This is a genomic window from Campylobacter sp. BCW_6461 (assembly GCF_001762735.1).
Taxonomy (GTDB): Bacteria; Campylobacterota; Campylobacteria; order Campylobacterales; family Campylobacteraceae; genus Campylobacter_D; species Campylobacter_D jejuni.
In genome coordinates this window covers 222,411-245,501 of sequence record NZ_MJXJ01000023.1, presented here as the reverse complement: position 1 = coordinate 245,501, position 23,091 = coordinate 222,411, and the positions used below count along the sequence as shown (strand labels likewise).

Annotated in this window: 23 protein-coding genes and 1 pseudogene; 19 read left to right on the top strand and 5 right to left on the bottom strand. The window is 30.5% G+C overall.

Translation table 11 applies throughout. The features are described 5' to 3' along the window. The first annotated feature begins 10 nt into the window (after nt 1-10). From AJ882_RS06310 to AJ882_RS09375, 13 genes and pseudogenes are all read left to right on the top strand, one after another. A complete protein-coding gene (locus AJ882_RS06310; RefSeq protein ID WP_002858146.1) occupies nt 11-469 on the top strand; it encodes a DUF5675 family protein in 459 nt (152 codons plus the stop codon). Nucleotides 470-530: 61 nt separating this feature from the next. Beyond that, nucleotides 531-950, top strand: coding sequence for a hypothetical protein (locus tag AJ882_RS06305; RefSeq protein ID WP_070279692.1), 420 nt, complete (start codon nt 531-533; stop codon nt 948-950). Beyond that, nucleotides 868-1,065 (top strand): hypothetical protein, encoded by a 198-nt coding sequence (locus tag AJ882_RS09260; RefSeq protein WP_002781772.1) that lies wholly within the window; start codon nt 868-870, stop codon nt 1,063-1,065. The genes AJ882_RS06305 and AJ882_RS09260 overlap by 83 nt, the downstream gene beginning before the upstream one ends. Next, a complete protein-coding gene (locus AJ882_RS06300; protein ID WP_002861686.1) occupies nt 1,058-1,549 on the top strand; it encodes a hypothetical protein in 492 nt (163 codons plus the stop codon). The genes AJ882_RS09260 and AJ882_RS06300 overlap by 8 nt, the downstream gene beginning before the upstream one ends. Next, nucleotides 1,549-3,273 carry a hypothetical protein gene (locus AJ882_RS06295; RefSeq protein ID WP_070279690.1) on the top strand — a complete coding sequence of 575 codons (1,725 nt, stop codon included), beginning with the start codon at nt 1,549-1,551 and terminating at the stop codon, nt 3,271-3,273. The genes AJ882_RS06300 and AJ882_RS06295 overlap by 1 nt, the downstream gene beginning before the upstream one ends. Before the next feature lie 116 nt (nt 3,274-3,389). After that, nucleotides 3,390-3,539, top strand: a complete 150-nt coding sequence (locus AJ882_RS06290) for a hypothetical protein (protein ID WP_002867600.1) — start codon at nt 3,390-3,392, stop codon at nt 3,537-3,539. Nucleotides 3,540-3,544: 5 nt separating this feature from the next. Further along, nucleotides 3,545-4,246: a tRNA1(Val) (adenine(37)-N6)-methyltransferase gene (locus AJ882_RS06285; protein ID WP_002864161.1), complete on the top strand. Its 702-nt coding sequence runs from the start codon at nt 3,545-3,547 to the stop codon at nt 4,244-4,246. Continuing rightward, nucleotides 4,236-4,610 (top strand): YkgJ family cysteine cluster protein, encoded by a 375-nt coding sequence (locus AJ882_RS06280; protein WP_002864630.1) that lies wholly within the window; start codon nt 4,236-4,238, stop codon nt 4,608-4,610. The genes AJ882_RS06285 and AJ882_RS06280 overlap by 11 nt, the downstream gene beginning before the upstream one ends. Then, complete coding sequence (locus AJ882_RS06275) at nt 4,583-5,860, top strand: tetratricopeptide repeat protein (protein WP_011049727.1); 1,278 nt, start codon at nt 4,583-4,585, stop codon at nt 5,858-5,860. The genes AJ882_RS06280 and AJ882_RS06275 overlap by 28 nt, the downstream gene beginning before the upstream one ends. Then, nucleotides 5,857-6,633 carry an indole-3-glycerol phosphate synthase TrpC gene (trpC, locus tag AJ882_RS06270; RefSeq protein WP_002854779.1) on the top strand — a complete coding sequence of 259 codons (777 nt, stop codon included), beginning with the start codon at nt 5,857-5,859 and terminating at the stop codon, nt 6,631-6,633. The genes AJ882_RS06275 and trpC overlap by 4 nt, the downstream gene beginning before the upstream one ends. Before the next feature lie 9 nt (nt 6,634-6,642). Next, nucleotides 6,643-7,128: an HIT family protein gene (locus AJ882_RS06265; RefSeq protein ID WP_002854919.1), complete on the top strand. Its 486-nt coding sequence runs from the start codon at nt 6,643-6,645 to the stop codon at nt 7,126-7,128. Beyond that, nucleotides 7,118-8,116 carry a tRNA 2-selenouridine(34) synthase MnmH gene (gene mnmH / locus AJ882_RS06260; protein WP_002854897.1) on the top strand — a complete coding sequence of 333 codons (999 nt, stop codon included), beginning with the start codon at nt 7,118-7,120 and terminating at the stop codon, nt 8,114-8,116. Before AJ882_RS06265 ends, mnmH begins: the two co-directional genes overlap by 11 nt. A 285-nt stretch (nt 8,117-8,401) precedes the next feature. Continuing rightward, a pseudogene (locus AJ882_RS09375) lies at nt 8,402-9,624 on the top strand (ammonium transporter). Nucleotides 9,625-9,685: 61 nt separating this feature from the next. Here AJ882_RS09375 and hemH read toward each other — a convergent pair. From hemH to AJ882_RS06230, 3 genes are read right to left on the bottom strand one after another with little or no spacing between them, the layout of a single operon-like run. Further along, a complete protein-coding gene (gene hemH / locus AJ882_RS06240) occupies nt 9,686-10,597 on the bottom strand; it encodes a ferrochelatase (protein WP_011049728.1) in 912 nt (303 codons plus the stop codon). Next, nucleotides 10,594-11,460: a Gfo/Idh/MocA family protein gene (locus AJ882_RS06235; protein WP_002859910.1), complete on the bottom strand. Its 867-nt coding sequence runs from the start codon at nt 11,458-11,460 to the stop codon at nt 10,594-10,596. Before AJ882_RS06235 ends, hemH begins: the two co-directional genes overlap by 4 nt. A 4-nt stretch (nt 11,461-11,464) precedes the next feature. Then, on the bottom strand, nt 11,465-12,538 hold the full coding sequence (locus AJ882_RS06230) for a DegT/DnrJ/EryC1/StrS family aminotransferase (RefSeq protein ID WP_002867665.1): 1,074 nt from the start codon (nt 12,536-12,538) through the stop codon (nt 11,465-11,467). A 114-nt stretch (nt 12,539-12,652) separates the two neighbouring features. On the opposite strand from AJ882_RS06230, the gene alaS reads away from it, so the two are divergent. From alaS to AJ882_RS06215, 3 genes are read left to right on the top strand one after another with little or no spacing between them, the layout of a single operon-like run. Beyond that, on the top strand, nt 12,653-15,181 hold the full coding sequence (alaS, locus tag AJ882_RS06225; RefSeq protein ID WP_002859051.1) for an alanine--tRNA ligase: 2,529 nt from the start codon (nt 12,653-12,655) through the stop codon (nt 15,179-15,181). Next, nucleotides 15,181-15,732, top strand: a complete 552-nt coding sequence (maf, locus tag AJ882_RS06220; RefSeq protein WP_002855005.1) for a septum formation inhibitor Maf — start codon at nt 15,181-15,183, stop codon at nt 15,730-15,732. The genes alaS and maf overlap by 1 nt, the downstream gene beginning before the upstream one ends. Continuing rightward, a complete protein-coding gene (locus AJ882_RS06215) occupies nt 15,729-17,660 on the top strand; it encodes a penicillin-binding protein 1A (protein WP_002867666.1) in 1,932 nt (643 codons plus the stop codon). Before maf ends, AJ882_RS06215 begins: the two co-directional genes overlap by 4 nt. A 27-nt stretch (nt 17,661-17,687) precedes the next feature. Here AJ882_RS06215 and AJ882_RS06210 read toward each other — a convergent pair whose 3' ends face one another. Beyond that, nucleotides 17,688-20,261, bottom strand: a complete 2,574-nt coding sequence (locus AJ882_RS06210) for an ATP-dependent Clp protease ATP-binding subunit (protein WP_002859914.1) — start codon at nt 20,259-20,261, stop codon at nt 17,688-17,690. 111 nt (nt 20,262-20,372) lie between these two features. Further along, entirely contained in the window at nt 20,373-20,663 is a 291-nt protein-coding gene (locus tag AJ882_RS06205) for a metal-sensing transcriptional repressor (RefSeq protein ID WP_002859054.1), read from the bottom strand. A 126-nt stretch (nt 20,664-20,789) separates the two neighbouring features. Here AJ882_RS06205 and AJ882_RS06200 point away from each other — a divergent pair, with 126 nt between their 5' ends. From AJ882_RS06200 to purS, 3 genes are read left to right on the top strand one after another with little or no spacing between them, the layout of a single operon-like run. Beyond that, on the top strand, nt 20,790-22,124 hold the full coding sequence (locus tag AJ882_RS06200; protein WP_002872630.1) for a S41 family peptidase: 1,335 nt from the start codon (nt 20,790-20,792) through the stop codon (nt 22,122-22,124). A gap of 1 nt (nt 22,125) precedes the next feature. After that, on the top strand, nt 22,126-22,836 hold the full coding sequence (gene purC, locus AJ882_RS06195; protein ID WP_002867669.1) for a phosphoribosylaminoimidazolesuccinocarboxamide synthase: 711 nt from the start codon (nt 22,126-22,128) through the stop codon (nt 22,834-22,836). A gap of 8 nt (nt 22,837-22,844) precedes the next feature. Next, entirely contained in the window at nt 22,845-23,090 is a 246-nt protein-coding gene (gene purS, locus AJ882_RS06190) for a phosphoribosylformylglycinamidine synthase subunit PurS (RefSeq protein WP_002858611.1), read from the top strand. Nucleotide 23,091: the final 1 nt, after the last annotated feature.

Below are 23,091 nucleotides of genomic sequence, written 5' to 3'. Positions count from 1 at the left end.
AGGAATTATAATGAAAGTAACAATTAATAGAAGATACACAGGTAAAACTTGTGTTATTGGTAAATTTAAGGTTTTAGATGATGAAGAAAAAATTCTTTTTGAATGTTTTTCTTTGGAAGAAGACAAAGAAGGTTTAGAAAGTGGCAAAGATTTAAGAATACCTGAAGGAAATTATAATTTAAAAAGACATAGTCCTTCACGATTTGAAAATACTTTAAGAAGTATTACAAAAAAAGATGATACAATGATAAATGTTTATAATGATGAAGTTCCTTCAAGTCGTGCAATTTTAATACACTGGGGAAACACTGACAAAGACACACAAGGTTGTATCTTGCTGGGGCTTACTAAAGATAATAATAATGAAAGTGTCGGTCAAAGCAGACAAGCTTGTAAAGAATTTTATGATTTGGTGTATGGTAAAAATCTTGAAGACATTAAATTAGAAATAACAAATGAGTTAGCATGAAAGGAGATAAAGTTTAAGTAGGTTAAAGTTTACACCCCACACTTAAACTTCTAAACAAAATATGATAAATCTTTTATTTGGAAATGCAAAGCTTTATATAGCCTTAGCTTTAATGGCAATCTTAACAGGATATTTTTATCTAAGACTTGATAGCACAAAGGCCAAATTAGAAAAAAGTCAAAGTGATTTAGCTTTGGCTTTAAAAATAAATGAAAATAATCAAGAAAAATTAAAAGAATTAAATCAAATTCATAAAATAGAATTAAAGGCTTTAAATGAAGCAAACAATCAAAAAAATCAAGTACAAGAAAGGGTGCAATATGTTAAAGAATATATTTATAAAAGCAATGAAAATAATATTACCAAGCTTTTTAACGATGTCGTTGATAGGTTGTGGGATGCAAACTCAACAAGTAGTAACCAAAATAGAAATTCAAAAAGTAAGAATTCCGCAAGAACTACTAACATTAAGTCCTCTTGAAAAGCCAATAGCAAAAAATGAACTAGATATTTTAAATGCTTATTCTATGCTTTTTTACAAATACAAACAGTGTGAAATTCAGATAAGCAAAATAAAGGAGCTAAATAATGAGTAATACAAATGTTGATTACAACAAAAGACTTGAAGCATTTAAAGAAATTTATCCGCAAATTTTAGAAATGAGTTTAGCGGAAAAATCTCCATTTGGAGAATTTAAAAAGCTTTTAGAACAATTTGGAAACGATAATGTTATAAGAAATGACCAACAATTTCAAAGCTTGGCACAAGCGTTGGTAAGTGTTGGACAAACCATAGTGGCTCAAAGTCAAAATACAGCTTTATCCATGATTTTACAAGGCGATGAAAACGAGCTTAATGCTGAAAAAGCTTTACTTTTAAGAGCTCAAACAGAAACAGAAAAAGCAAAACCTGCATTAATAGCTAGACAAACTTCACAGATAGATGATAATTTAAGAATAGAAGCTGCAAAAGTTACACAGAGTGTTCAATTTGGATATTGTACCGGTGGTCTTGATATACCACAAGAAATTATGAAGCTTGTTAAAGAAAAGATAGAAAATATAGAAAAGTCTTCATAATGCTTATAGATGAAAAAAGGCTTATGAGAAATTATACTCTTAAGCCTGCTTATCCATCAAACATAGGAGAATTGGATACACAAGAAGTATATAAACAATGGTTTACCTATGCTATGATAGGGGTAAATAAATATGTTGAGCTTTTACATAAACAACTTGTAAGAAAAGGTAGAAGTCAAATTCAAAATATAAACCATCCGCTATTTAAAAATTCGTATATAGTGAAAAAATATAACATTAAAAGTTCTAGCACTGCACCTTATAACAAGGAAAACTATAATGATTTAGGACTTAACCAATTTTTCGTAGGGCAAGATCCATACAAACCTTATCAGGGAGATCCTAGTAGTGAAAATGGAATATATCATGATATTTGCGAAATAAGAACTAATTATAATTTAGGAAGTATGCAGTATTATTATGGTTTTCCAAATAATTTAGCTCTTTTATTTAAAAAAGAAAAAGCTTGGAAATATAATGGAAAAGGATTTTTTTATATTGATGAAAAAATAAATTTCAAAGATATATTAAATAAGGCATTGGAAAATATAAATTATGAAATGCTTATAAATGATATAGAAGTAGTTATTTTTTCTCAAACCATCCAAAAAAATAATGAATGGATATATCCTAGTATTGATGATATTAAAATACCAGAAATTAAAGTAGAAAATGTTGAATTTAAACCAACTTTTGGAAAACCTTATAAAAAATTATGCATTGATGTTGAAAAATTTTATAATGATTTTAAAGAATTAAATAAAAATATATTTAGAATCGAAAAAGTAGAAATAGCCTATAATGTATATGAGAAAGCACAAAAAACTAGAGAGAGTGATCCGAGTAAAATATATTATACTTTAACAAGCAAAAAGATATCTTTTTTTGAAGTATTTAACTCAATAAAAGAAAATTATAAATGCAAATATGCAACTCCTTTATGTTTTTATAATGGGTTTAATTTAGTTTGTTATGAAGAGCCTTATGTTGCTTATTCTTACCTCAATAATCAAAGCTTTGGAAAAAAAGATACAAGTGTTACGCCAAGCGTATATCCGCTATATAGAAAAAGTTCAAATTTGCCTTATGGGCGTAGAGATAGATGGTTTGCATTATGGGATAGTTTTTATTATCTTTATGTATACGAAAAATCAAGCAAAGGAATTTTAAGCTTTTTGGCACCTATTGTTACTATTATTTTGGCTGTAGCTACTTGGTGGATTGGTGGACAAGGTGCATGGCTAGGAACATTGATAGGAGTGAGTGAGAATGTAGCTGCGGGTATCACACTAGGAATTAGCTTAGGTTTAGCCGTGGGTTCACTTACTGGAAATAAATTATTTTCAATTCTTAATGCTGTTTGGGGTTTGGTTAATTTTTTAGGTGCTTGGGGTGCTAATAATTGGAATTTAGCTGCAGATTTTACAAAAAATACAGCACAAGCAGCACAAGAAATGTCAACTTTTGAATCAACTTTAAATATTATTGGAAATTTACTAAGTGGAGCTAGTAAGATTTTTGATGTTGTTCAAAGCATTACAGCAGATACTCCTGATATGATAAATGAGCAAAGCGATGATTCTGATAATGAAGGTGGAAATGGAAGTGAAGCTGAAGAATTAGCAAAAGATGCAATTAATCCAACTTTATGGTATAATTTTGAAACTGCAGATATATTAAATGAAAAAATAGAAAAGAAAGAAAAACCTATTTTTATATTTTAATTTTTGTAGCCATTTTGTAGCCAAATTAAATTTGAAATATTTAAAATTTATATTTTATGGTATTTTATAGTTATTGTTAGGTGTTCGCCGTGGACACCATTTTATGAGGTGTTGTTATGATAAAAATTGCTTTTTTTATAATTTTTGTGATTTCTTTTTTTGCAGCACAAAGCCCAGCGAATTTTAAAGAAGATAATAATATAACAAAAGAACAAAATATATTTAAAGAACAGCTTCCAAAACGCATTAAAATTCCAACGCATTAAAATATATGTCAGATTTGATTACGCTAGCACAATTATCACAAGGGTATCGTTATAATAGCGATTCTTTAATTTTAGCTGATTTTATTTTAAAACAAGGAATTAAAGGCGCTGTTTTTGATGTAGGTGCGGGCTGTGGTATCATAGGTATTTTACTTAAAAAAAATATTGCAAATTTAAGTTTATCTTTGATTGATATTCAAAAAGAAAATATAGAATTGATTGAAAAAAATTTAAAATCCAACAAAATACAAGGCGATATTTTTCATGATGATTTTAATCAATTTCAAATCATAAAAAAATTTGACTTCATAGTTTGCAATCCTCCATTTTATAGACAAGGAGCTTACAAGAGTGAAGATCAGCATAAAGCTATAAGTAAATTTCAGGAATTTTTACCCTTGCATAGCTTTTTAGCTAAAACAAATTCTATGCTTAAGCCAAATGGTACTTTGTATTTTTGCTATGAAGCTTTAGCTTTAGATGAAATTTGTTTTATTTTAAAAGATATGAAAATGAAAATAACAAAGCTTTGCTTTGTACATACACATCAAAGCAAAAAAGCAAGACTTGTTTTGATACAGGTAAAAAAAGGTTCAAAATCGCCTTGTGAGATTTTACCTCCTTTTTTTGTATATGAAAATGAAATTTTAAGCAAACAAATGCAAGAAATTCACTTAAGATTTAGGTTAAAAAGTTATGATATTTGATAAAAATTTTTCTTATGCTTTTGATGAAAATGCTTGTGAGAAATGCGGTGGAAAGTGTTGCACTGGAGAAAGTGGCAATATTTTTGCGAGCAAGGAAGAATTAGAAGTATTAAGAAAGCATTTAAATTTAGAAAGCAAAGAATTTGCTGAAAAATACTTGAGAAAAGTGGGCTTTAAAATGAGTTTTAAGGAAGTCGAATGTGAAGATGGTTTTGCTTGCATTTTTTTTGATACTCAAAAAAGAAATTGTAGTATCTATGATTTTCGTCCAAAACAATGCAGAACTTTTCCATTTTGGGAATATTTTAAAACACATCAAAAGGAATTAGAAAAAGAATGTATAGGTATTTGTTATTTGTCTTAGCAGCCTTTTTTTTGGCAGCTTGTGGAAGTTCAAAAATCAATGTTGTTTATCCCGATTATACAAAATATAAAAGCAATGATTTTGATTTAAGGGTTATGAAGGCTTATAATTATGAGTATTATAAACAATACAAAGAAGCCAGAGATGAATTTTTAAGTCTTTATCAAGATTATAATAATACTAATTTTTTAGAAAATGCATTTTTACTTACTTTAGCAAACAATCTTGACAAGCAAGCAGAGTTAGATAATCTAGCAAAGCCTTATTTAAATCAAAATGACAATCTTAAGCGACTTAGTGCTCTTTATGCTTTAAATTCAAATGATATCAACAATGCTCAAAAACTTATGAAAGAGCTTTTAACAAAAAAGGATAGTGATCCTAGAAATTTAGAGCTTTACGGAGATATTTTGGTTAAAAAAAATGATTTAAAAAATGCTACAAAATACTATAGATCTGCTTATAATCAAGTGCAAAATGAAGAAATTTTATTTAAACTCATAGGAATTTATGCGATTTTGAATGATATTTTAAATATTAAAAATGTTTTAGAATTTTCAAGAAAAACCAATGGTTGCACTCTCAAAACTTGCGTCTTGCTTGCTAAAATTTATTTTGATGAAAAAAATATCGAAGCTTTAAAAAGTATATATAAAGAGCTTTATCAACTTACCAAAAATAAAAGTTTTGTATTGGCTTTAGTTGAGCTTTTAAATTCTCAAGGCAAAACAGAAGAAGCTTTAAAAATTTCTTTACAGTATGATTTAGATGATGACATTAAACTCGCTTTGTATCAGAATTTAAAACGCTTTGATGATGCTAAAAAAATGAGTTTAGCTCTTTATCATAAAACAAAAAATAAAGAATATCTTCTACGAACGGCAGTTTTTGAATTTGAAGCTGCAAATGAAGCTAAAAAAATCACTCCAAAAGTAATTGATTCTGTAAAAGAAAAATTCGAACAGGCTATCGATAAAGATAGCAATGCTTTGTATTTAAACTACTATGGATATTTGCTTATAGATTATGATTTAGATGTTAAAAAAGGTATAGAGCTTGTGAAACTTGCCTTAGAAAAAGATCCACAGAATTTGTATTATTTAGATTCTTTAGCTTGGGGGTATTATAAACTAGGCGATTGTAAGCAAGCATGGGAAATTTTAAAACAAACATTAGATGATAAAGAATTTGCAAATTCTGATGAGAGCAAAGCTCATATAAAAGCGATAAAGGCGTGTATAAAACCATGATATTGGATAAAATTTTTGAAAAAACAAAAGAAGATTTAAAAGAACGCAAACTAAAACTTCCTTATGATATGTTAGGGCGTTCTTTAGCTTCAAATCCTTTCTTTCCAAAAGATGTGATTAAGGCTTTAAAAAGAGTAGAAAAAGAAGTTAAAATCATAGCAGAAGTAAAAAAAGCAAGCCCTAGCAAGGGAGTCATTAGAGAAGACTTTGATCCTTTGAGTATCGCTTTAAATTATGAGAAGAACAAAGCTGCGGCGATTTCTGTTTTAACTGAGCCGCATTTTTTTAAAGGTTCTTTAGAATACTTAAGTCTTATACGCCGTTATACGCAAATTCCTTTACTTAGAAAAGATTTTATCTTTGATGAGTATCAAATTTTAGAAGCTTTGGTTTATGGGGCGGATTTTGTATTATTAATCGCTAAAATGCTAAGCATGAAAGAGCTTAAAAAACTGCTTGAGTTTGCAAGACATTTAGGTCTTGAGGCTTTGGTTGAAATTCATGATAAAGAGGATTTGAGTAAGGCTATTTTTGCTGGAGCGGATATCATTGGTATCAATCATCGTAATTTAGAGGATTTTACTATGGATATGAGTTTGTGCGAAAAACTTATCCCACAAATCCCAAATTCAAAAATCATCATCGCAGAAAGTGGTTTAGAAAATAAAGAATTTTTAGAGCATTTGCAAAATTTAGGCGTTGATGCTTTTTTAATCGGCGAATATTTTATGCGCGAAAAAGATGAAGGAAAGGCTTTAAAAGCTTTGCTTTAAGGAGGGAAAATGCAGTATTTGTATGCACCATGGCGGAGTGAGTATTTTGAAAAAGAAAAAAGCATTTGTCCATTTTGTGATTGTGCTAATAAGATCAAAAGCGATGAAGAATTAGGCGTGATTTTTAGAGCAAAGCATTGTTTTGGAGTGATGAACCGCTATCCTTATTCTGCAGGGCATTTTATGGTGATTCCTTATATACATGAAGAGCATATAGAAAATTTAAGTGATGAAATTTGGCAAGAAATGAGTTATTTTGTGCGTTTGGGGGTAAAAATTTTAAAAGAGCAAATTCATGCAAATGGAGTGAATATCGGTATGAATTTAAGCAAGGATGCAGGAGCTGGCATAGCTTTTCATTGTCATTATCATCTAGTACCACGCTGGTCAGGAGATACAAATTTTATCACAACCATAGGAGAAACTAGGGTTTGTGGCACTAATATAGAGCAAGTTTATCAAAAACTTGTTTTGGCTTTTAAAAATGCTCAGTGAAGTTGAATTTGTAGAGTTTCAAAAAGAAAATTTCTCTTTTTTAATCGATGCAAGAAGCCCTAGAGAATTTTTGCATTCTCACTTGATAGGAGCTTTAAATTTTTATGCACTCAATGATGAAGAATATCAAGAAATAGGAACAATTTATAAGAAAAATCAAGCTTTAGCTAAGGCTATGGGTGCGAGTTATATTTGTCAAAATACCGCTAAGCATATATTAGAAATCACTCAAAATTTTCGCATAGGAGAAAAGGTGGGGATTTATTGTTCTCGTGGGGGTTTGCGTTCAAAGTCTATCGCAGTGATTTTAAGTGAGCTTGGCTTTAGGGTGGTGCGTTTAAAAGGTGGGTTTAAAGCTTATAGAACTTTTGTAACGCATTATTTCGAAAATGAAATAAATTTTGATTTTTTTGCTCTTTGTGGTAATACAGGTTGTGGAAAAACAGAGCTTTTAGAACAACTCCCACAAGCTATAAATTTAGAAAAAATGGCAAATCATTTAGGCTCGTCTTTTGGTGATATTTTAGGAAAACAACCTACGCAAAAAGCTTTTGAAGCAGAACTTTTTCACAATATTCAAAATTTAGAAAATTTTGCTTTCATAGAAAGCGAAAGTCGCAAAATAGGGGATATTATCTTACCTTTGAAATTTTATGAAAAAATGCAAAAGGCTTTTAAAATTTATTGTTTTTGTTCTTTGGAAAATCGCGTTAGAAGAATACAAAAAATTTATCAAGAAAAAATGACTCCTTTGAAATTTCAACAATGTGTGCAAAAAATCAGTCCTTATATCAGCTTAAATTTACGCCAAGATTTGCTTCAAAGTTATGAGAGAAAAGAATGGCAAAAGCTTATTGTTATGCTTTTGGAGTATTATGATAAAACTTATAAAAAACCAGATAAGATTGATCTTGAGTTAAATACTGATGATATTTTAAAAGCTAAAGAAGAGCTTTTAGATCATTTTAAAGCACAATTACTTTTTTAATATCAGATAATTTTATTAAATAATCAAATTTTTTCTTCATTATCTTGTAATAATCCTTTTTATCTTTGTTGTTTTTTAACTTGGCTCAAATTTTTATTTTAATGCTAGTAATTTTGAATTATAGAGAAGTAAAATATTTTTTAAAATACCTATTTATAGTAATTTAATATAAAAAAATAAATTTTGATAAAAAAAATATATAAAATATTTCTTAAATTTATATTTTTTTAAATCATTTTAAATATAATTATCTCGCAAGTATATTTTGTAAGAAAGGGTAAGTAAATGAATACGATAAATTCAAGTTTTATTGTGTTGTGTACTTTACTAGTTTTGCTTATAACTCCAACTTTGGCAATGTTTATTCGGGTATAGTAAGAAGTAAAAATACTCTCAATACCATAATGAATTGCTTTATTGCTTTTGGTGTCATTACTTTACAATGGGTAGTGCTTGGATTTAGCTTTTCTTTTGGCAAAGATGAAGGACTTGGGCTTGTAGGAAATTTCGAGAATTTTCTCTTAGAGGGTATTAGCGGATATAATGCTTCAGGTGTTTCAAATATTCTTTTTGTGATTTTTCAAATGATGTTTGCACTTATTGCATCTGCCATCATAACAGGCTCTTTGGTTGGAAGAATTAAACTGGGTATTTTGGTGATATTTTTACTTTTTTTGGAGTACTTTAGTTTATGATGTGTTAGCGCATATGATTTGGAGTAGCGAAGGGTTTTTACTTAAAAGAGGAAGCCTTGATTTTGCTGTGGGTGGTGTTGTGTATATTAGCTCTGGGGTTGCTGGATTTGTAGGAGCTTTGATAGTGGGTGCTAGAAAAAGTGATGATGAGGATAAAAACGCGCATTCTATTTCTTATGCTTTCTTAGGTGTGATTTTGCTTTTTATAGGATGGCTGGGTTTTAATGCTGGAAGTGCTGGCGAAATGAATGATATTGCTATCAATGCTTTTATAGTAAGTATTATATCAGCAGCTTGTGGCTTTTTATCTTGGGTAGTGCTTGAGGGCTCATCTATAAAACCGACTATTTTAGGTGGGCTTAGTGGGCTTGTAGGGATTACTCCAGCTTGCGGTTATGTAGATAATTATGCTTCTCTTGTTATAGTGGCTTTGTCTTCTGCATTTTGTTATTTTGGTTTGAGTTTTATTAAATACAAACTCAAATAGGATGATTCTTTAGATGTTTTTTCTTTGCACGGAATCGGAGGTGTTTGTGAAGGAATCGCTACAGGGCTTTTTGCAAGTGTTAAAGCAAATCCTAATATGATTACCAAAAATGCACTTGGCGGAGGGATTTTTTATCAGTGGAAGTTTAGAGCTTTTAAAAGAGCAAATTCTTACTATTATGATTTGTATGATTTTTTTAGCTCTCATAAGCTTTATTATTTTTTAAGATCATTTCTTGTTTTACAGACTTAAGAGTGAAAAAAGAAGTAGAACAAAAAGGCTTAGATGTGAGTTTGCACGGAGAAAAAGCTTATACTTTGGTTTAGTCGGCTAAATTTTTACCAAAAAAGTTTAAAAAAATGATAGACAAGGATCTCAAATTCATTCTTAGTTAAGATCAGATAAATACTTTAAAATAAATTTCATAAATTCATCACTATTATTAGGACAACTTATCAAATCATAATCACATTTTGCTAAATGTTTATACTCCATACCTAGTTCAAAAATCGTTTCAGAACAATCAATGCAAAAAGAAATAGGATAAATCAAAGCTTTATCGTTTAAATTTGCCAAAACATCGCTTGTATTTGGTTCAAGCCATTTTACAGGGCCTAGTTTAGACTGATAAGCTAAAATAAATTCATCAAAATGATCTTTTAGTTTTTCTTTTAAAATTTCTACATGATCATTTACATGCTTTTCATATAAATCACCTTTGTCAATAATGCTTTGTGGCAAAGAATGCGCTGAAAAAATCAAAATTTTGGCATCAAATTTACTTTTTTTATCCAAAATGTGCGAAACTATCATCTCATTATAAAGCTCATTTTTATAAAAAATATCTATAGTTTTTACTTTTGCTTGAATTTTTTGCTTTGAAATTTCATTTTGCAGAACTTCTAAAGATGAAGTTACTGTGGTGCAAGAATGGTGCGGATAAAGTGGAAAAAGAATGATTTCATCACTTGCATTTAAAGTGTATTTTTGCAAAATTTCTGTGGCAAAAGGAGGAACATAAAGATTTACAAAATCAAATTTAAATTCATCTTGTTTTAAATTAAGCTTGTCACACAGGCTTTGAGTAAGTTCGTTTAAAGGGGATTTTCCGCCCATTTTTTTATAGTTTTCTTGCATGGCTTTAACGCGAGCCTTTGTTATGATCCATGCTACAAATTTTCTTAAAAATCGATTTTTGATTCCTAAAATATAAGGATCATTAAACATATTTTTTAAAAAAACTTCACAATCTTGTAAATTCGTAGCTCCGCCCATATTTAAAAATAAAACTAATTTCACGCAAACCTTTCTAAAATTTCTTGAACTTTGTAAGCATCGCTCGTGCTGGCTAAATGATTGGGTTGATTATCGATAAGTTTTAACAAAGCTTCGTGTTCTGAAAAAAGTGGACTTTGTTGAGTAAGTTCTATAAAATTTCCATCTTTTAATAAAGAAAAGTCATTTAAATTGGCTTCATAAAAATGATTTTTAGTAATAAGATGAATTTTTCTTAGTTTTTGTGTGCTATTCCAACTTTGATGTATGCTAGCAATACATTTTTCAAGCTCACATAGAATAATGCTTTCACTTTCTCTTGTTTGATCTTGGGTGTATTTTTTAAGCAAATTGGTTTTTGTTATTTCTTGTTTGCTTAAAAAACAAAGCAAATCAAGATCATGCACAGCCAAATCTTGCAAAATCCCTACATCGCTGATTCTTTGTGGGTAGGGTGAAAATCTTTGTATGTTAATGCTGATAATTTCTTCATTTTCAAGCTCTTTTTTTAGGGCTAAAACCGCAGGATTAAATCTTTCGCAAAAACCTACACCTACTTTTATGCTGTATTCTTTAGCTAAATTTGAAATTTCGTCTATTTCTTTTAAATTTAGAGCTAAAGGCTTTTCGATTAAAACGCATTTGCATTGTTTAAAAACTTTTTTTGCTATTGTTAAATGTGAATTTGTAGGTGTTGCTATGATGATAATATCATTATTTTGATTTAAAAATTTATCCAGATCATCATAAAAAATATCATCAAAAATATTTAGGTTTGGATTTTTGCAAAGATCAAAAAGTGCATTAAGTTTAAAATGAGAATTTTTACTAAGTTCATTTAAGTGGTTTTGCCCCATTTTTCCAAGGCCTATGATACCTATTTTCATGGAATCAATCTTTAAAAATACAAATAACTTGCTCTTGCTCTTCTTCACTTAAAAAAGGTGAAAAAGGCAAAGATAAGATGTGTTCGCTTGCGTATTCTGAATTTTTAAGTTCTAAATTTGAAAACTCACTAAAGCAAGGTTGTTTATGCAAAGGGGTTGGATAGTGTATAGCATAAGGTATATTAGCTTTTTCAAATTTTTGCAATACACTAGCTCTATCTTCAACTAAAACACTGTATTGTGCATAAGCGCTAAAAGCATTTGGATTAATTTGTGGAATTTGACAGTTTTTTAAATTTGCATTATAAATTTGTGCTAATTTTTGTCTTTTGTCTAATTCTTTTTCTAGGTATTTTAACTTAACATTTAAAATCGCTGCTTGTAAGGTGTCAAGGCGTCCATTTATACCTATAAATTCATGTTTATAACGCTGAGTTTGTCCGTGATTGAGTAAAATTCTTATTTTTTTAGCAATTTCATCATCATGGCAAAAAATAGCCCCGCCATCGCCATAAGCTCCCAAAGGCTTCGAAGGAAAAAAGCTTGTGCATGAAATTTTAGCTATAGAGCAGGATTTTTCTCCTTTGAAACTTGCGCCAAAACTTTGTGCACCATCTTCGATCAAAGTGATATTTTTATCTTTTAAAATTTCTTCTAAAGCCCTTAAATCACTCATTTGTCCAAACATACTCACTACTATAACAGCTTTAGTTTTTGGAGTTATTGCTTTTTGCACTGCTTCAAAATCAAGATTGTAATTTGATAAATTTATATCTACAAAAACAGGTTTTGCACCTACCAAGGCCACAACTTCAGCTGTTGCTATGAAAGTAAAACTAGGCACTATAACTTCATCATCTTTGCCAATATCTAAGGTTCTTAAGGCAAGATATAAAGCACTGGTTCCACTTGAACAACCTATAGCGTGTTTAACACCTAAAAAATGAGCTAAATTTTGCTCAAATTCGTTAAGCTTTGTACCGCCTATAAAAGAAGAGCTTGATAAAACGCTTTCAATTTCAGCATTGATTTCATCTTTGTATGCGAGATATTGGGCTTGAAGATTGATAAAATTCATAAAAAACCTTAGAGAAATAAAATTAAATAAAAATGTTTATTGTATTTTAGTTTTACTTAATTTAAAGTAATTTTGGTATGATATGTTTTTATAAAAATTTCTTTAGGAAAATTCATGGATATTAGAAAAGCTTATTTGGATTTTTTTGCATCAAAAGGACATGAGATAACCCCGTCAAGTCCTTTAGTTCCTGATGATGCAACTTTACTTTTTACCAATGCGGGCATGGTGCCTTTTAAAAGTATATTTACAGGAGAAATTCCACGCCCAAACCCTCCACGCAAAACAAGCTGTCAAACTTGTATAAGAGCGGGTGGAAAGCACAATGACTTAGATAATGTAGGATATACCGCACGCCATCATACTTTTTTTGAAATGCTTGGGAATTTTAGTTTTGGGGATTATTTTAAAGAACAAGCCATAGCTTATGCTTGGGAATTTGTAACTGAAGTTTTAAAACTACCTAAAGATAGACTTTATGTAACCGTGCATGAAAACGATGATGAAGCTTTTAATCTATGGCAAAAACACATTCAAAAAGAAAGAATTTACAAATTTGGCGATAAAGATAACTTCTGGCAAATGGGCGATACTGGTCCTTGTGGTCCTTGTAGTGAGATTTTTTATGACCAAGGACAAGAGCATTTTAACTCAAGCGAAGATTATATGGGCGGAGATGGAGATAGATTTTTAGAAATCTGGAATCTTGTTTTCATGCAATACGAAAGAAGTGCTGATGGAGTGCTTAGCCCACTGCCAAAGCCAAGCATTGATACAGGAATGGGGCTTGAAAGGGTAACAGCGATTAAAGAAGGTAAATTTAGCAATTTTGATAGCTCGCTTTTTATGCCAATCATCAATGAAATTTCAAAACTTTGTAATAAAACTTATGTTTATGAAAGCGGAGCAAGTTTTAGAGTCATAGCTGATCATATAAGATCAAGTGTATTTTTGCTTGCACAAGGGGTAAGTTTTGATAAAGAAGGTAGAGGTTATGTTTTGCGTCGTATTTTGCGTCGTGCTTTAAGACATGGATATTTGCTAGGTTTTAAACAAGCTTTTATGTATAAACTAGTTGATATTGTGTGCGATTTAATGGGCGGACATTATACCTATCTTAATGAGAAAAAAGACTTTATAAAAGAACAAATTCGCCTTGAAGAAGAAAGATTTTTAAGCACTATAGAAAATGGGATTGAAATTTTTAATGAAGAGCTTAAAAACACTAAAGAAATTTTTAGCGGAGAAGTAGCCTTTAAGCTTTATGATACTTATGGTTTTCCGCTTGATTTAACGGCTGATATGCTAAGAGAAAAAAATCTTAAAGTTGATGAAGAAAAATTTGAACTTTTCATGAATGAGCAAAAAGCACGCGCTAAGGCTTCTTGGAAAGGAAGTGGAGATAAAACTGCAAGCGGAGATTTTAAAAACTTACTTGAAAAATTTGGAGAAAATCATTTCGTAGGTTATGAAAAAGCAGAATGCGAAAGTAAAATTTTAGCCCTTTTAGATGAAGATTTTAAAGAAGTTTCCACCCTTAAAGATGCGGGTTGGGTGATGCTTGAAAACACACCTTTTTATGCAACAAGTGGGGGGCAAAGTGCTGATAGTGGATTTATAGCTAAGCGTGAAGTTTTAGATACGCAAAAGTTTTTTAATCTCAATCTTAGCTTTATAAAAGCAGGCGAAGAACTAAAAGTTAACGATATAGTTCATGCAAGAATCGATACAGAAAAAAGAGAGCAAATCGCACGCCACCACTCAGCCACTCATCTTTTACATCATGCTTTAAGAGAAATTTTAGGTTCTCATGTAAGCCAAGCAGGATCTTTGGTTGAAAGCAATAAACTAAGATTTGATTTTACTCATCATAAAGCTTTAAACAAAGAAGAGCTAGAAAGCATTGAAAAAAGAGTCAATAAAATGATTATAAACTCAAGCGAAGCTATCTTAGAAAATATGCCTTTAGAAGAAGCTAAAAAAAGCGGTGCTATAGCATTGTTTAATGAAAAATACCAAGGCAATGTGCGTGTTTTAACTCTAGGTGAAAGCAAAGAACTTTGCGGGGGAACTCATGTTAAAAATACTGCTCAAATAGGAAGTTTTTACATAGTTAAAGAAAGTGGTGTGAGTGCTGGAGTTAGACGTATTGAAGCTGTGGTTTCTAAAGCGGCTTTAGAATTTGTAAAAAATCAACTCGAAGAACTTTCTAAAGTAAAAGATGAACTTAAAAATAATGATATTTTAAGCGGGATTAAAAAGCTTAAAAATGAAATTTTAAGTTTAAAAAATGAGCTTAAAAATTCAAGTAAAACCGAGCTTGATTCTAAAAATATCCAAGGTGTTGAAATTTGCGTAAAACGTATAGATAATGGCGATATTAAAGCTATGATTGATGATTTTAAAAACAAATTTGCTAAAGCGGTGATTTTACTTATCCAAGTAAAAGATGAAAAAATCACTTTAGCAGCTGGCGTTAAAGATGTGCCTTTAAAAGCAGGAGCTTTGGTTAAAGAAGCGGCGCAAATTTTAGGTGGAAATGGTGGCGGAAGAGATGATTTTGCTACTGCAGGTGGAAAAGATTTAAGCAAAATCAATGAAGCTTTAAAACAAAGCTTAGAAACGATAGAAAAAGCACTTTAATGTTAATTCTTGCTTCAAGTTCCATTTCAAGAGCTAACTTGCTTAAAACCGCAAAGATTGATTTTAGGCAAGTTAGTTTTGATTATGATGAAAATTTAAATAAAAATATTTCACCTTTTTTATATGTTCAAAAAATAGTTCTTGAAAAAGAAAGACAATTTTTAAGTACTTTAGGCAAAGATTTTCAAAACCAAAATTTGCTTTTTGCAGATAGTATAGTTTGTATAGATGAAAAAATTCTTACCAAAGCAAAAGATAAAAAAGAAGCTTATGAAATGCTTGCCTTGCAAAATGGAAAGTATGCAAGTATTTTATCGGCTTTTTTGCTTGTAAAACCTGAAAAAAGAGTTTTTTCTCTTTCAAAAACTACGCTTTATTTTAAAAATTTTGATGAAAATGCTTTAAGAGATTATGTAGAAAATGATCTTTATAAAGGCAAGGCGGGTTGTATTATGTGTGAGGGTTTTCATCAAAATTTCATCACCCAACAAGTAGGAAATCTAAGCACTGCTTTAGGGCTTGATATCCAAACTTTAAAGGCTTATTTATGAAAATATTAAAATATATTTTTTCATTTTTTACTCTTTTGTTTATAGCTGGATTTATTTATGTGGCTTATCTTTTCACAAGTGCTGATACTGAGGGTTATACTTTTAAAGAATACAAACCTCCTCTTACAACACAAATTTACGATAGAAATGGCAAGCTTGTGGCTAATATTTTTGAACAACATCGTTTTTACGCTCCTTATGAAGAGCTTCCTCCACGCCTTATAGAAGCTTTGGTTGCTATAGAAGATACAAGCTTTTTTGAACATAATGGAGTTAATATCGATGCCATTTTTAGAGCTGCTGTAAAAATCATAAAAAGCGGTGGAAAAACCATGGAAGGAGCTTCCACTCTTACCCAGCAATTTATTAAAAACACGGAATTAACCCCTGAAAGAACTATTACGCGTAAAATTCGCGAAGCTTTGCTTGCTTATAAAATGGAAACCATTTTAACTAAAGAGCAAATTTTAGAAAGGTATTTAAATTTTATTTTTTTTGGACATGGGTATTATGGAGTAAAAACCGCAGCTTTGGGGTATTTTCATAAAAATTTAAATGAATTAAGCCTTAAAGAGATTGCTATGTTAGTAGGTATGCCAAAAGCACCTAGCAGTTATGATCCTACAAAGCATTTAGATCTTTCCATTTCAAGAGCAAATAATGTTATTTCAAGAATGTATAATCTAGGTTGGATTTCAAAAGCAGATTATGATACAGCCATTAAAGAAATTCCGCAAGTTTATGATGATACGCTTACTCAAAATGCTGCTCCTTATGTCGTAGATGAAGTGATTAAACAATTAAGCCCTAATATCAAAGACTTAAAAACAGGTGGATATAAAATCATTTTAAATATAGACTTAGATGTTCAAAATATGGCACAGAATGCTTTAAAATTTGGTTATGATGAGATAGTAAAACGCGATAAAGATGCAAATTTAAGCACTTTAAACGGAGCTATGGTCGTGGTAAATCATCAAAGTGGTGATGTTTTAGCTTTGGTAGGTGGAGTTGATTATGAAAAAAGTAATTATAACCGCGCTACTCAAAGTATGCGTCAACCTGGAAGCTCTTTTAAACCTTTTGTGTATCAAGTGGCGATTAATTTAGGATATTCGCCTATGAGTGAAATTGCTGATATTTCTAGAATTTTTGAAGGTGGAGCGGGTAATAATGAGGATTGGAAACCTAAAAATGAAGGGGGTAAATTTTTAGGTTTAATTACCTTAAAAGAAGCTTTAACAAGATCAAGAAATTTAGCTACCATTAATCTCGCACTTGATATGGGGCTTGATGTTCTTTACTCTAAACTAATGGAATTTGGATTTAAAGATATACCGCCTAATTTATCAATCGTATTGGGAAGTTTTGGTATTTCTCCTTTGGAGTATTCGAAATTTTATACCATGTTTGGGAACTATGGTACGATTAAAGATCCTCAAATTATCAGACAAGTTCAGGATAAAACCGGTAAAACCATCATGGAATTTAACTCAAATGAGCGTAAAGTCAGCGATGAAGCGCAAAGTTTTCTGGTTTTAGATATGATGAGAAATGTTGTTGAAAAAGGCACAGGGCGTAATGCAAGAGTAAAAGATATAGAAATAGCAGGAAAAACAGGAACAACGAATAAAAGTGTTGATGCTTGGTTTTGTGGACTTACGCCTGAAATAGAAGCAATCATTTGGTATGGAAATGATAACAACAAGCCTATGCGTTATACAGAAGGTGGGGCTAGAACAGCTGCTCCTGTGTTTAGAGAATTTTTAACTCAATATATAGAAAAATTCCCTGATACAACTAGAAAATTTAGCATTCCTAATGGAGTTTATCGTGGAAATTATAAAGGAGAAAGTGCTTATTATACCACCAAATCACCATTACCAAAAGCAAATATGAAATTTAATGAAAGCGAGATTATATTTTGAAAGTAGAAAGATCTACTTTCAAAATGATTAAGCTTTTTTGATGATTATTTCATCATCTTTTGCATCAATGATAATGCTATCATTTTCATGAAGTTCATCAGCAAGTATCATATCGCTTAATTTATCTTCTATAAGATCATAAATAGCTCTTCTTAAAGGTCTAGCACCAAAATCAGGGTCAAAACCATCTTTAGCGATTAAAAGGGCTGCATTTTCGCTTAAACTTGCTTTTATTCCCTTGTTTTCTAAGCTCATTTGTAAATCTTTAAATAAAAGCTTGACTATTTCATAAGCTTCATCTTTTCCAAGTGGATTAAAGGTGATAATATCATCTAAACGGTTTAAAAACTCAGGTTTAAAGAAATTTTTTAACTCATTTTTTACCGCATCTTCTTGTTCTTTTCCGCTTAAATTCATAATGGCGCTTGAGGCGATATTAGAAGTTAAAATGATAATGGTATTTTTAAAATCCACTGTTACACCTTTACTATCGGTTGCTCTACCATCATCTAAAATCCCTAAAAGCACATTAAATACATCTTTATGTGCTTTTTCAACTTCATCAAACAAAAGCACGCTATAAGGTTTTCTTCGTACGGCTTCAGTAAGCTCTCCACCTTCTTCATGTCCTATATATCCTGGAGGCGCACCTAAGAGTCTTGAAACACTATGTTTTTCCATAAATTCACTCATATCAAAGCGAATCATTGCTTTTTCATCATCAAATAAAAATTTTGCCAAAGCTTTAGCCGATTGTGTTTTTCCTACCCCTGTTGGCCCTAAAAATAAAAAGCTTCCTATAGGTTTATTGTCCGCATTAAGCCCCGCTTTATTACGTTTAATGGCTCTAGCTAAAGCACTTAAGGCCTTATCTTGTCCTATGACACTTTCTTTTAAATGTTTTTCCACTTCTAAGAATTTTTGTTTTTCAGAAGTTAACATTTTTTGCACGCTAATACCCGTCCATTTGCTTAAAATTCCAGCAACCAAATCCTCATCCACTTGATTTTTAAGTAAAACTCCATTTTCACTCATTTTTTTCCATTTATCTTCTAAAATTTCTACTTCTTTTTCAAGACTTGGAATTTTTCCATACTCTAGCTCGGCTGCTTTTTGAAATTCACCTCTAGCTTTAGCCAAAGAAGCTTCATTTTTAAGCAGATCAATTTCTTTTTTCTTAGCACTTATGCCATCAAAAACACTTTTTTCATTTTCAAACTGTGAATTTAGGGCATTTTGTTTTTCTTTTAAATTAGCTAGTTCTTTTGCGATTTCATCGAGTCTTTTTTGATTTTTTTCATCATTTTCCATTTTTAAAGCTTCATTTTCAACTTCTAAAGTTTCTATATCTTTGCGTACTTTTCTTAAAGAACTTGGTTCGCTTTCAATTTGCATTTTTAGTTCAGCTGCAGCTTCATCGATTAAATCAATGGCCTTATCAGGTAAAAAACGATCTGTTATATAACGCTTTGAAAGTTTAGCTGCGGCTACTAAAGCACTATCATTTATGGTTACATTATGATGAATTTCAAGCTTTTCTTTTATACCCCTTAACATAGCCAAAGCCTCATTAACACTTGGCTCACCTACATTTACAGGTTGAAAACGGCGTTGCAAGGCTGCATCTTTTTCAAAATATTTACGATATTCTTTTAAAGTAGTTGCGCCTATGGTATGGAGTTCACCTCTTGCAAGAGCAGGTTTTAAAATATTTGCCGCATCCATGCTGCCTTCACTCGCTCCAGCTCCTACTATAGTGTGAATTTCATCGATAAAAAGAATGATATTTTCACTTTTTATCACTTCATTAACCACAGCTTTTAATCTATCTTCAAATTCTCCTCTGTATTTTGCACCTGCAATTAAAGCACTCATATCAAGAGCGATGACTTTTTTATTTTGCAAAGATTTTGGAACATCTTTTTTAATAATTCTTTGTGCTAAAGCTTCTACTATAGCTGTTTTTCCTACGCCTGGTTCACCTAAAAGTATAGGGTTGTTTTTGGTTTTGCGTATTAAAATTTGCATCAAACGTTCGATTTCTTCTTCTCTGCCTATAACAGGATCAAGTTTACCCTCGCTTGCCTTTAAGGTTAAATCTATACCAAATTTATTTAAGCTATCTAAAGTTTCATCGCTTGTTTTGCTATCCATTTTTCGTCCCGCTCTTAGACTTTCAAGCTCTTTTTGAAATTCTCTTAAATCTAAAAATTGCGCCAAAATTTCTTTAATAGGACTTTTTTGACTTTCACTTATAAGCCAAGTATCCACACTTAAATAACTATCTCCATTAGCACTCATTAATCCTTTAGCATTTTCTAATGAATTTATAAGTTCATTGGAAAAGCGTATATTTTCACGGTTTACATTTGAACTCGTTGCAAGTTTTGAAATTCTGCTTTTAATTTCAAGTTCTAAGGCTTCTTTAGAAATATTTAATTTATTTAAAATTTGATTTAAAATACTTGTACTATCTACGCTTAAAGCCCATAAAAGGTGCAAAGGTACGACTTCAGTATTTTTAGAATGTATAGCTAAAGATGCTGCACTTTCAAGGTTTGAAAGCATATTATCAGTTAAAAAATCTTGTATATTTGCCATGTTTTATCCTTTATTTAGTTTATATACTTGCTATTATATAACTTTAGTCATATAATGTCAAGTTAATTGAGTAAAATTTTTTAAATAATAAGACAAATGATTAATTTTAGATTATTTCATAAACATATCTATAGCCTTGTTTAATTCTTCTATACTTTGAATATCATTTTCTTCTATAGCATGTACCATACAATGAGCTAAATGTTCTTTTAAAACTACTTTTGCAGTATTGTTAACTTCGGCTTTTACGGCAGCAAGCTGGATTAAAATTTCACTACAGTCTTTGTCATTTTCAACCATTCTTTTAATAGCGCTTAAATGCCCTATGGTTCTACTTAGACGATTGCAAACTGCTTTAAGATGTTTTTGAGAATGTGTATGAGTATGTTTTTCTTGGCACATTGTATTAACTTTCTTTTTGGAATTTTTAGTCTATTTTAACATATTTTTAAGAATTTAAATTTATTTACGAAGTTTTAAGCAATTTTTATTAAAATTTACTCTTTAAACTAATTAAACTAAAACTCAATGATGGAGCTTATTTTGAAAACAAAACGATTTTTTGCGGGTCTTGCAGGCTTTGCCACTACTTTTATTTTATGTCTATTTTTAACAAGTCATTTACAAGCTAAAGTTGATCAAAAAGAAGAGCAGGTTCAAAAACGCCTAGAAGCTTTAGATAAGCTTACAAAAACTCTTGCTATAGTAGAGCAATACTATGTGGATGATCAAAATATCAGCGATTTGGTGGATAAATCTTTATCAGGGCTTTTAAGCAATCTTGATGCGCATTCTTCTTTTTTAAATGAAAAAGATTTTAATGATATGAAAATTCAAACTAATGGTGAATTTGGCGGCCTTGGTATAACCGTAGGTATGAAAGATGGTGCTTTAACAGTTGTTTCTCCTATAGAAGGAACACCAGCAGATAAAGCAGGGATAAAATCAGGAGATATTATTTTAAAAATTAATGATGAGGCCACTTTAGGAATTAATCTCAATGATGCTGTAGATAAAATGCGTGGTAAGCCAAAAACTCAAATCACTTTAACCATTTTTAGAAAAGGTGCAACAAAACCTTTTGATGTTACACTTACAAGAGAAATTATTAAGATAGAAAGTGTTTATGCAAAAATGATAGAAAATGAAAACATTCTTTATCTTAGGGTTACAAATTTTGATAAAAATGTTGTAGATGTGGCAAGTAAAGAACTTAAAAAATATCCTAATGTTAAAGGAGTTATTTTAGATCTTAGAAATAATCCTGGTGGACTTTTAAATCAAGCCATAGGACTTGTAAATTTATTTGTAGATAAAGGTGTTATTGTTTCTCAAAAAGGACGCATCGCAAGTGAAAATCAAGAATATAAAGCCGATCCTAAAAACAAAATTTCTAATGCTTCTTTGGTTGTGCTTGTAAATGGTGGAAGTGCTAGTGCAAGTGAAATTGTAAGTGGAGCTTTACAAGATCTTAAACGCGGTGTTATTGTGGGTGAAAATACTTTTGGAAAAGGTAGTGTTCAGCAAATCATACCTATTAATAAAACTGAAGCTTTAAGGCTTACTATTGCAAGATATTATCTTCCAAGCGGGCGTACTATTCAAGCAGTGGGTGTAAAACCTGATATTGAAGTTTTTCCAGGTAAAGTAAATACTCAAGAAGATGGTTTTTCTATAAAAGAAAGCGACTTAAAACAACATTTAGAAAGTGAGCTTGAAAAAATAGATAAAAATAAAAAAGAAGATAAGCAAGAAAATAAAGACAATAAAAATCTAATCAGTCAAAAACAAATCAATGATGATGCACAGTTAAATTCAGCTATTGATACTATTAAAATTTTAAATATCAAACAAGGACGATAAAATGACAAAAAAAGAAATGCTCTACGAAGGAAAAGGTAAAAAACTTTTCAAAACTGATGATGAAAATTTACTAATTAGTGAGTTTAAAGATGATTTAACCGCTTTTAATGCAGAAAAAAGAGGCAATGAAAGTGGAAAAGGTGCATTAAACTGTAGAATCAGTACTGAAATTTTTCATTTGCTCGAAAAAAATGGGATTAAAACCCATTTGGTAGAAACTATAAGCGATACAGAACAAGTGGTTAAAAAATGTAAAATTGTTCCTATTGAAGTTATAGTACGCAATGTTGCAACAGGTTCTCTTACAAAAAGACTGGGCATTAAAGATGGCACTGTGCTACCTTTTGCTTTGGTGGAATTTTGTCTTAAAGATGATGCCTTAGGCGATCCTTTTATCAATGATGAGCATTGTTTGATTTTAAATTTAGTGCAAAATGAAGCTCAAATTAGTGAAATTAAAAATATGGCTAGAAAGATTAACTCTATTTTAACTCCATTTTTTGACAATAAAAATTTAAGGCTGATTGACTTTAAAATCGAACTGGGTTTAACTAAAGATAATGAACTTGTTTTAGCCGATGAAATAAGCCCTGATAGTTGTAGATTTTGGGATAAATTTAGTAATGAAAAATTAGACAAAGATAGATTTCGTCAAGATCTAGGTAATGTAAAAATGGCTTATGAAGAAGTTTTAAAAAGAATATTAAATTAAGGAAAAATATGGAAGTTATTGTAAATATTTCTTTAAAAAATGGGGTTTTAGATCCACAAGGCAAAGCGGTGGAAAAAGCTTTGCATTCTTTAAATTTTAATAGTGTTAAAGAAGTAAAAATAGCAAAACAAATCAAAATTTCTCTTGATGAGAAAGATGAAAAATTAGCCAAAGAACAAGTAAAAAAAATGTGTGAAGAGTTGTTGGTAAATAGCGTCATTGAAGATTATGAGCTTATAATTGAGAAAGAGTAAA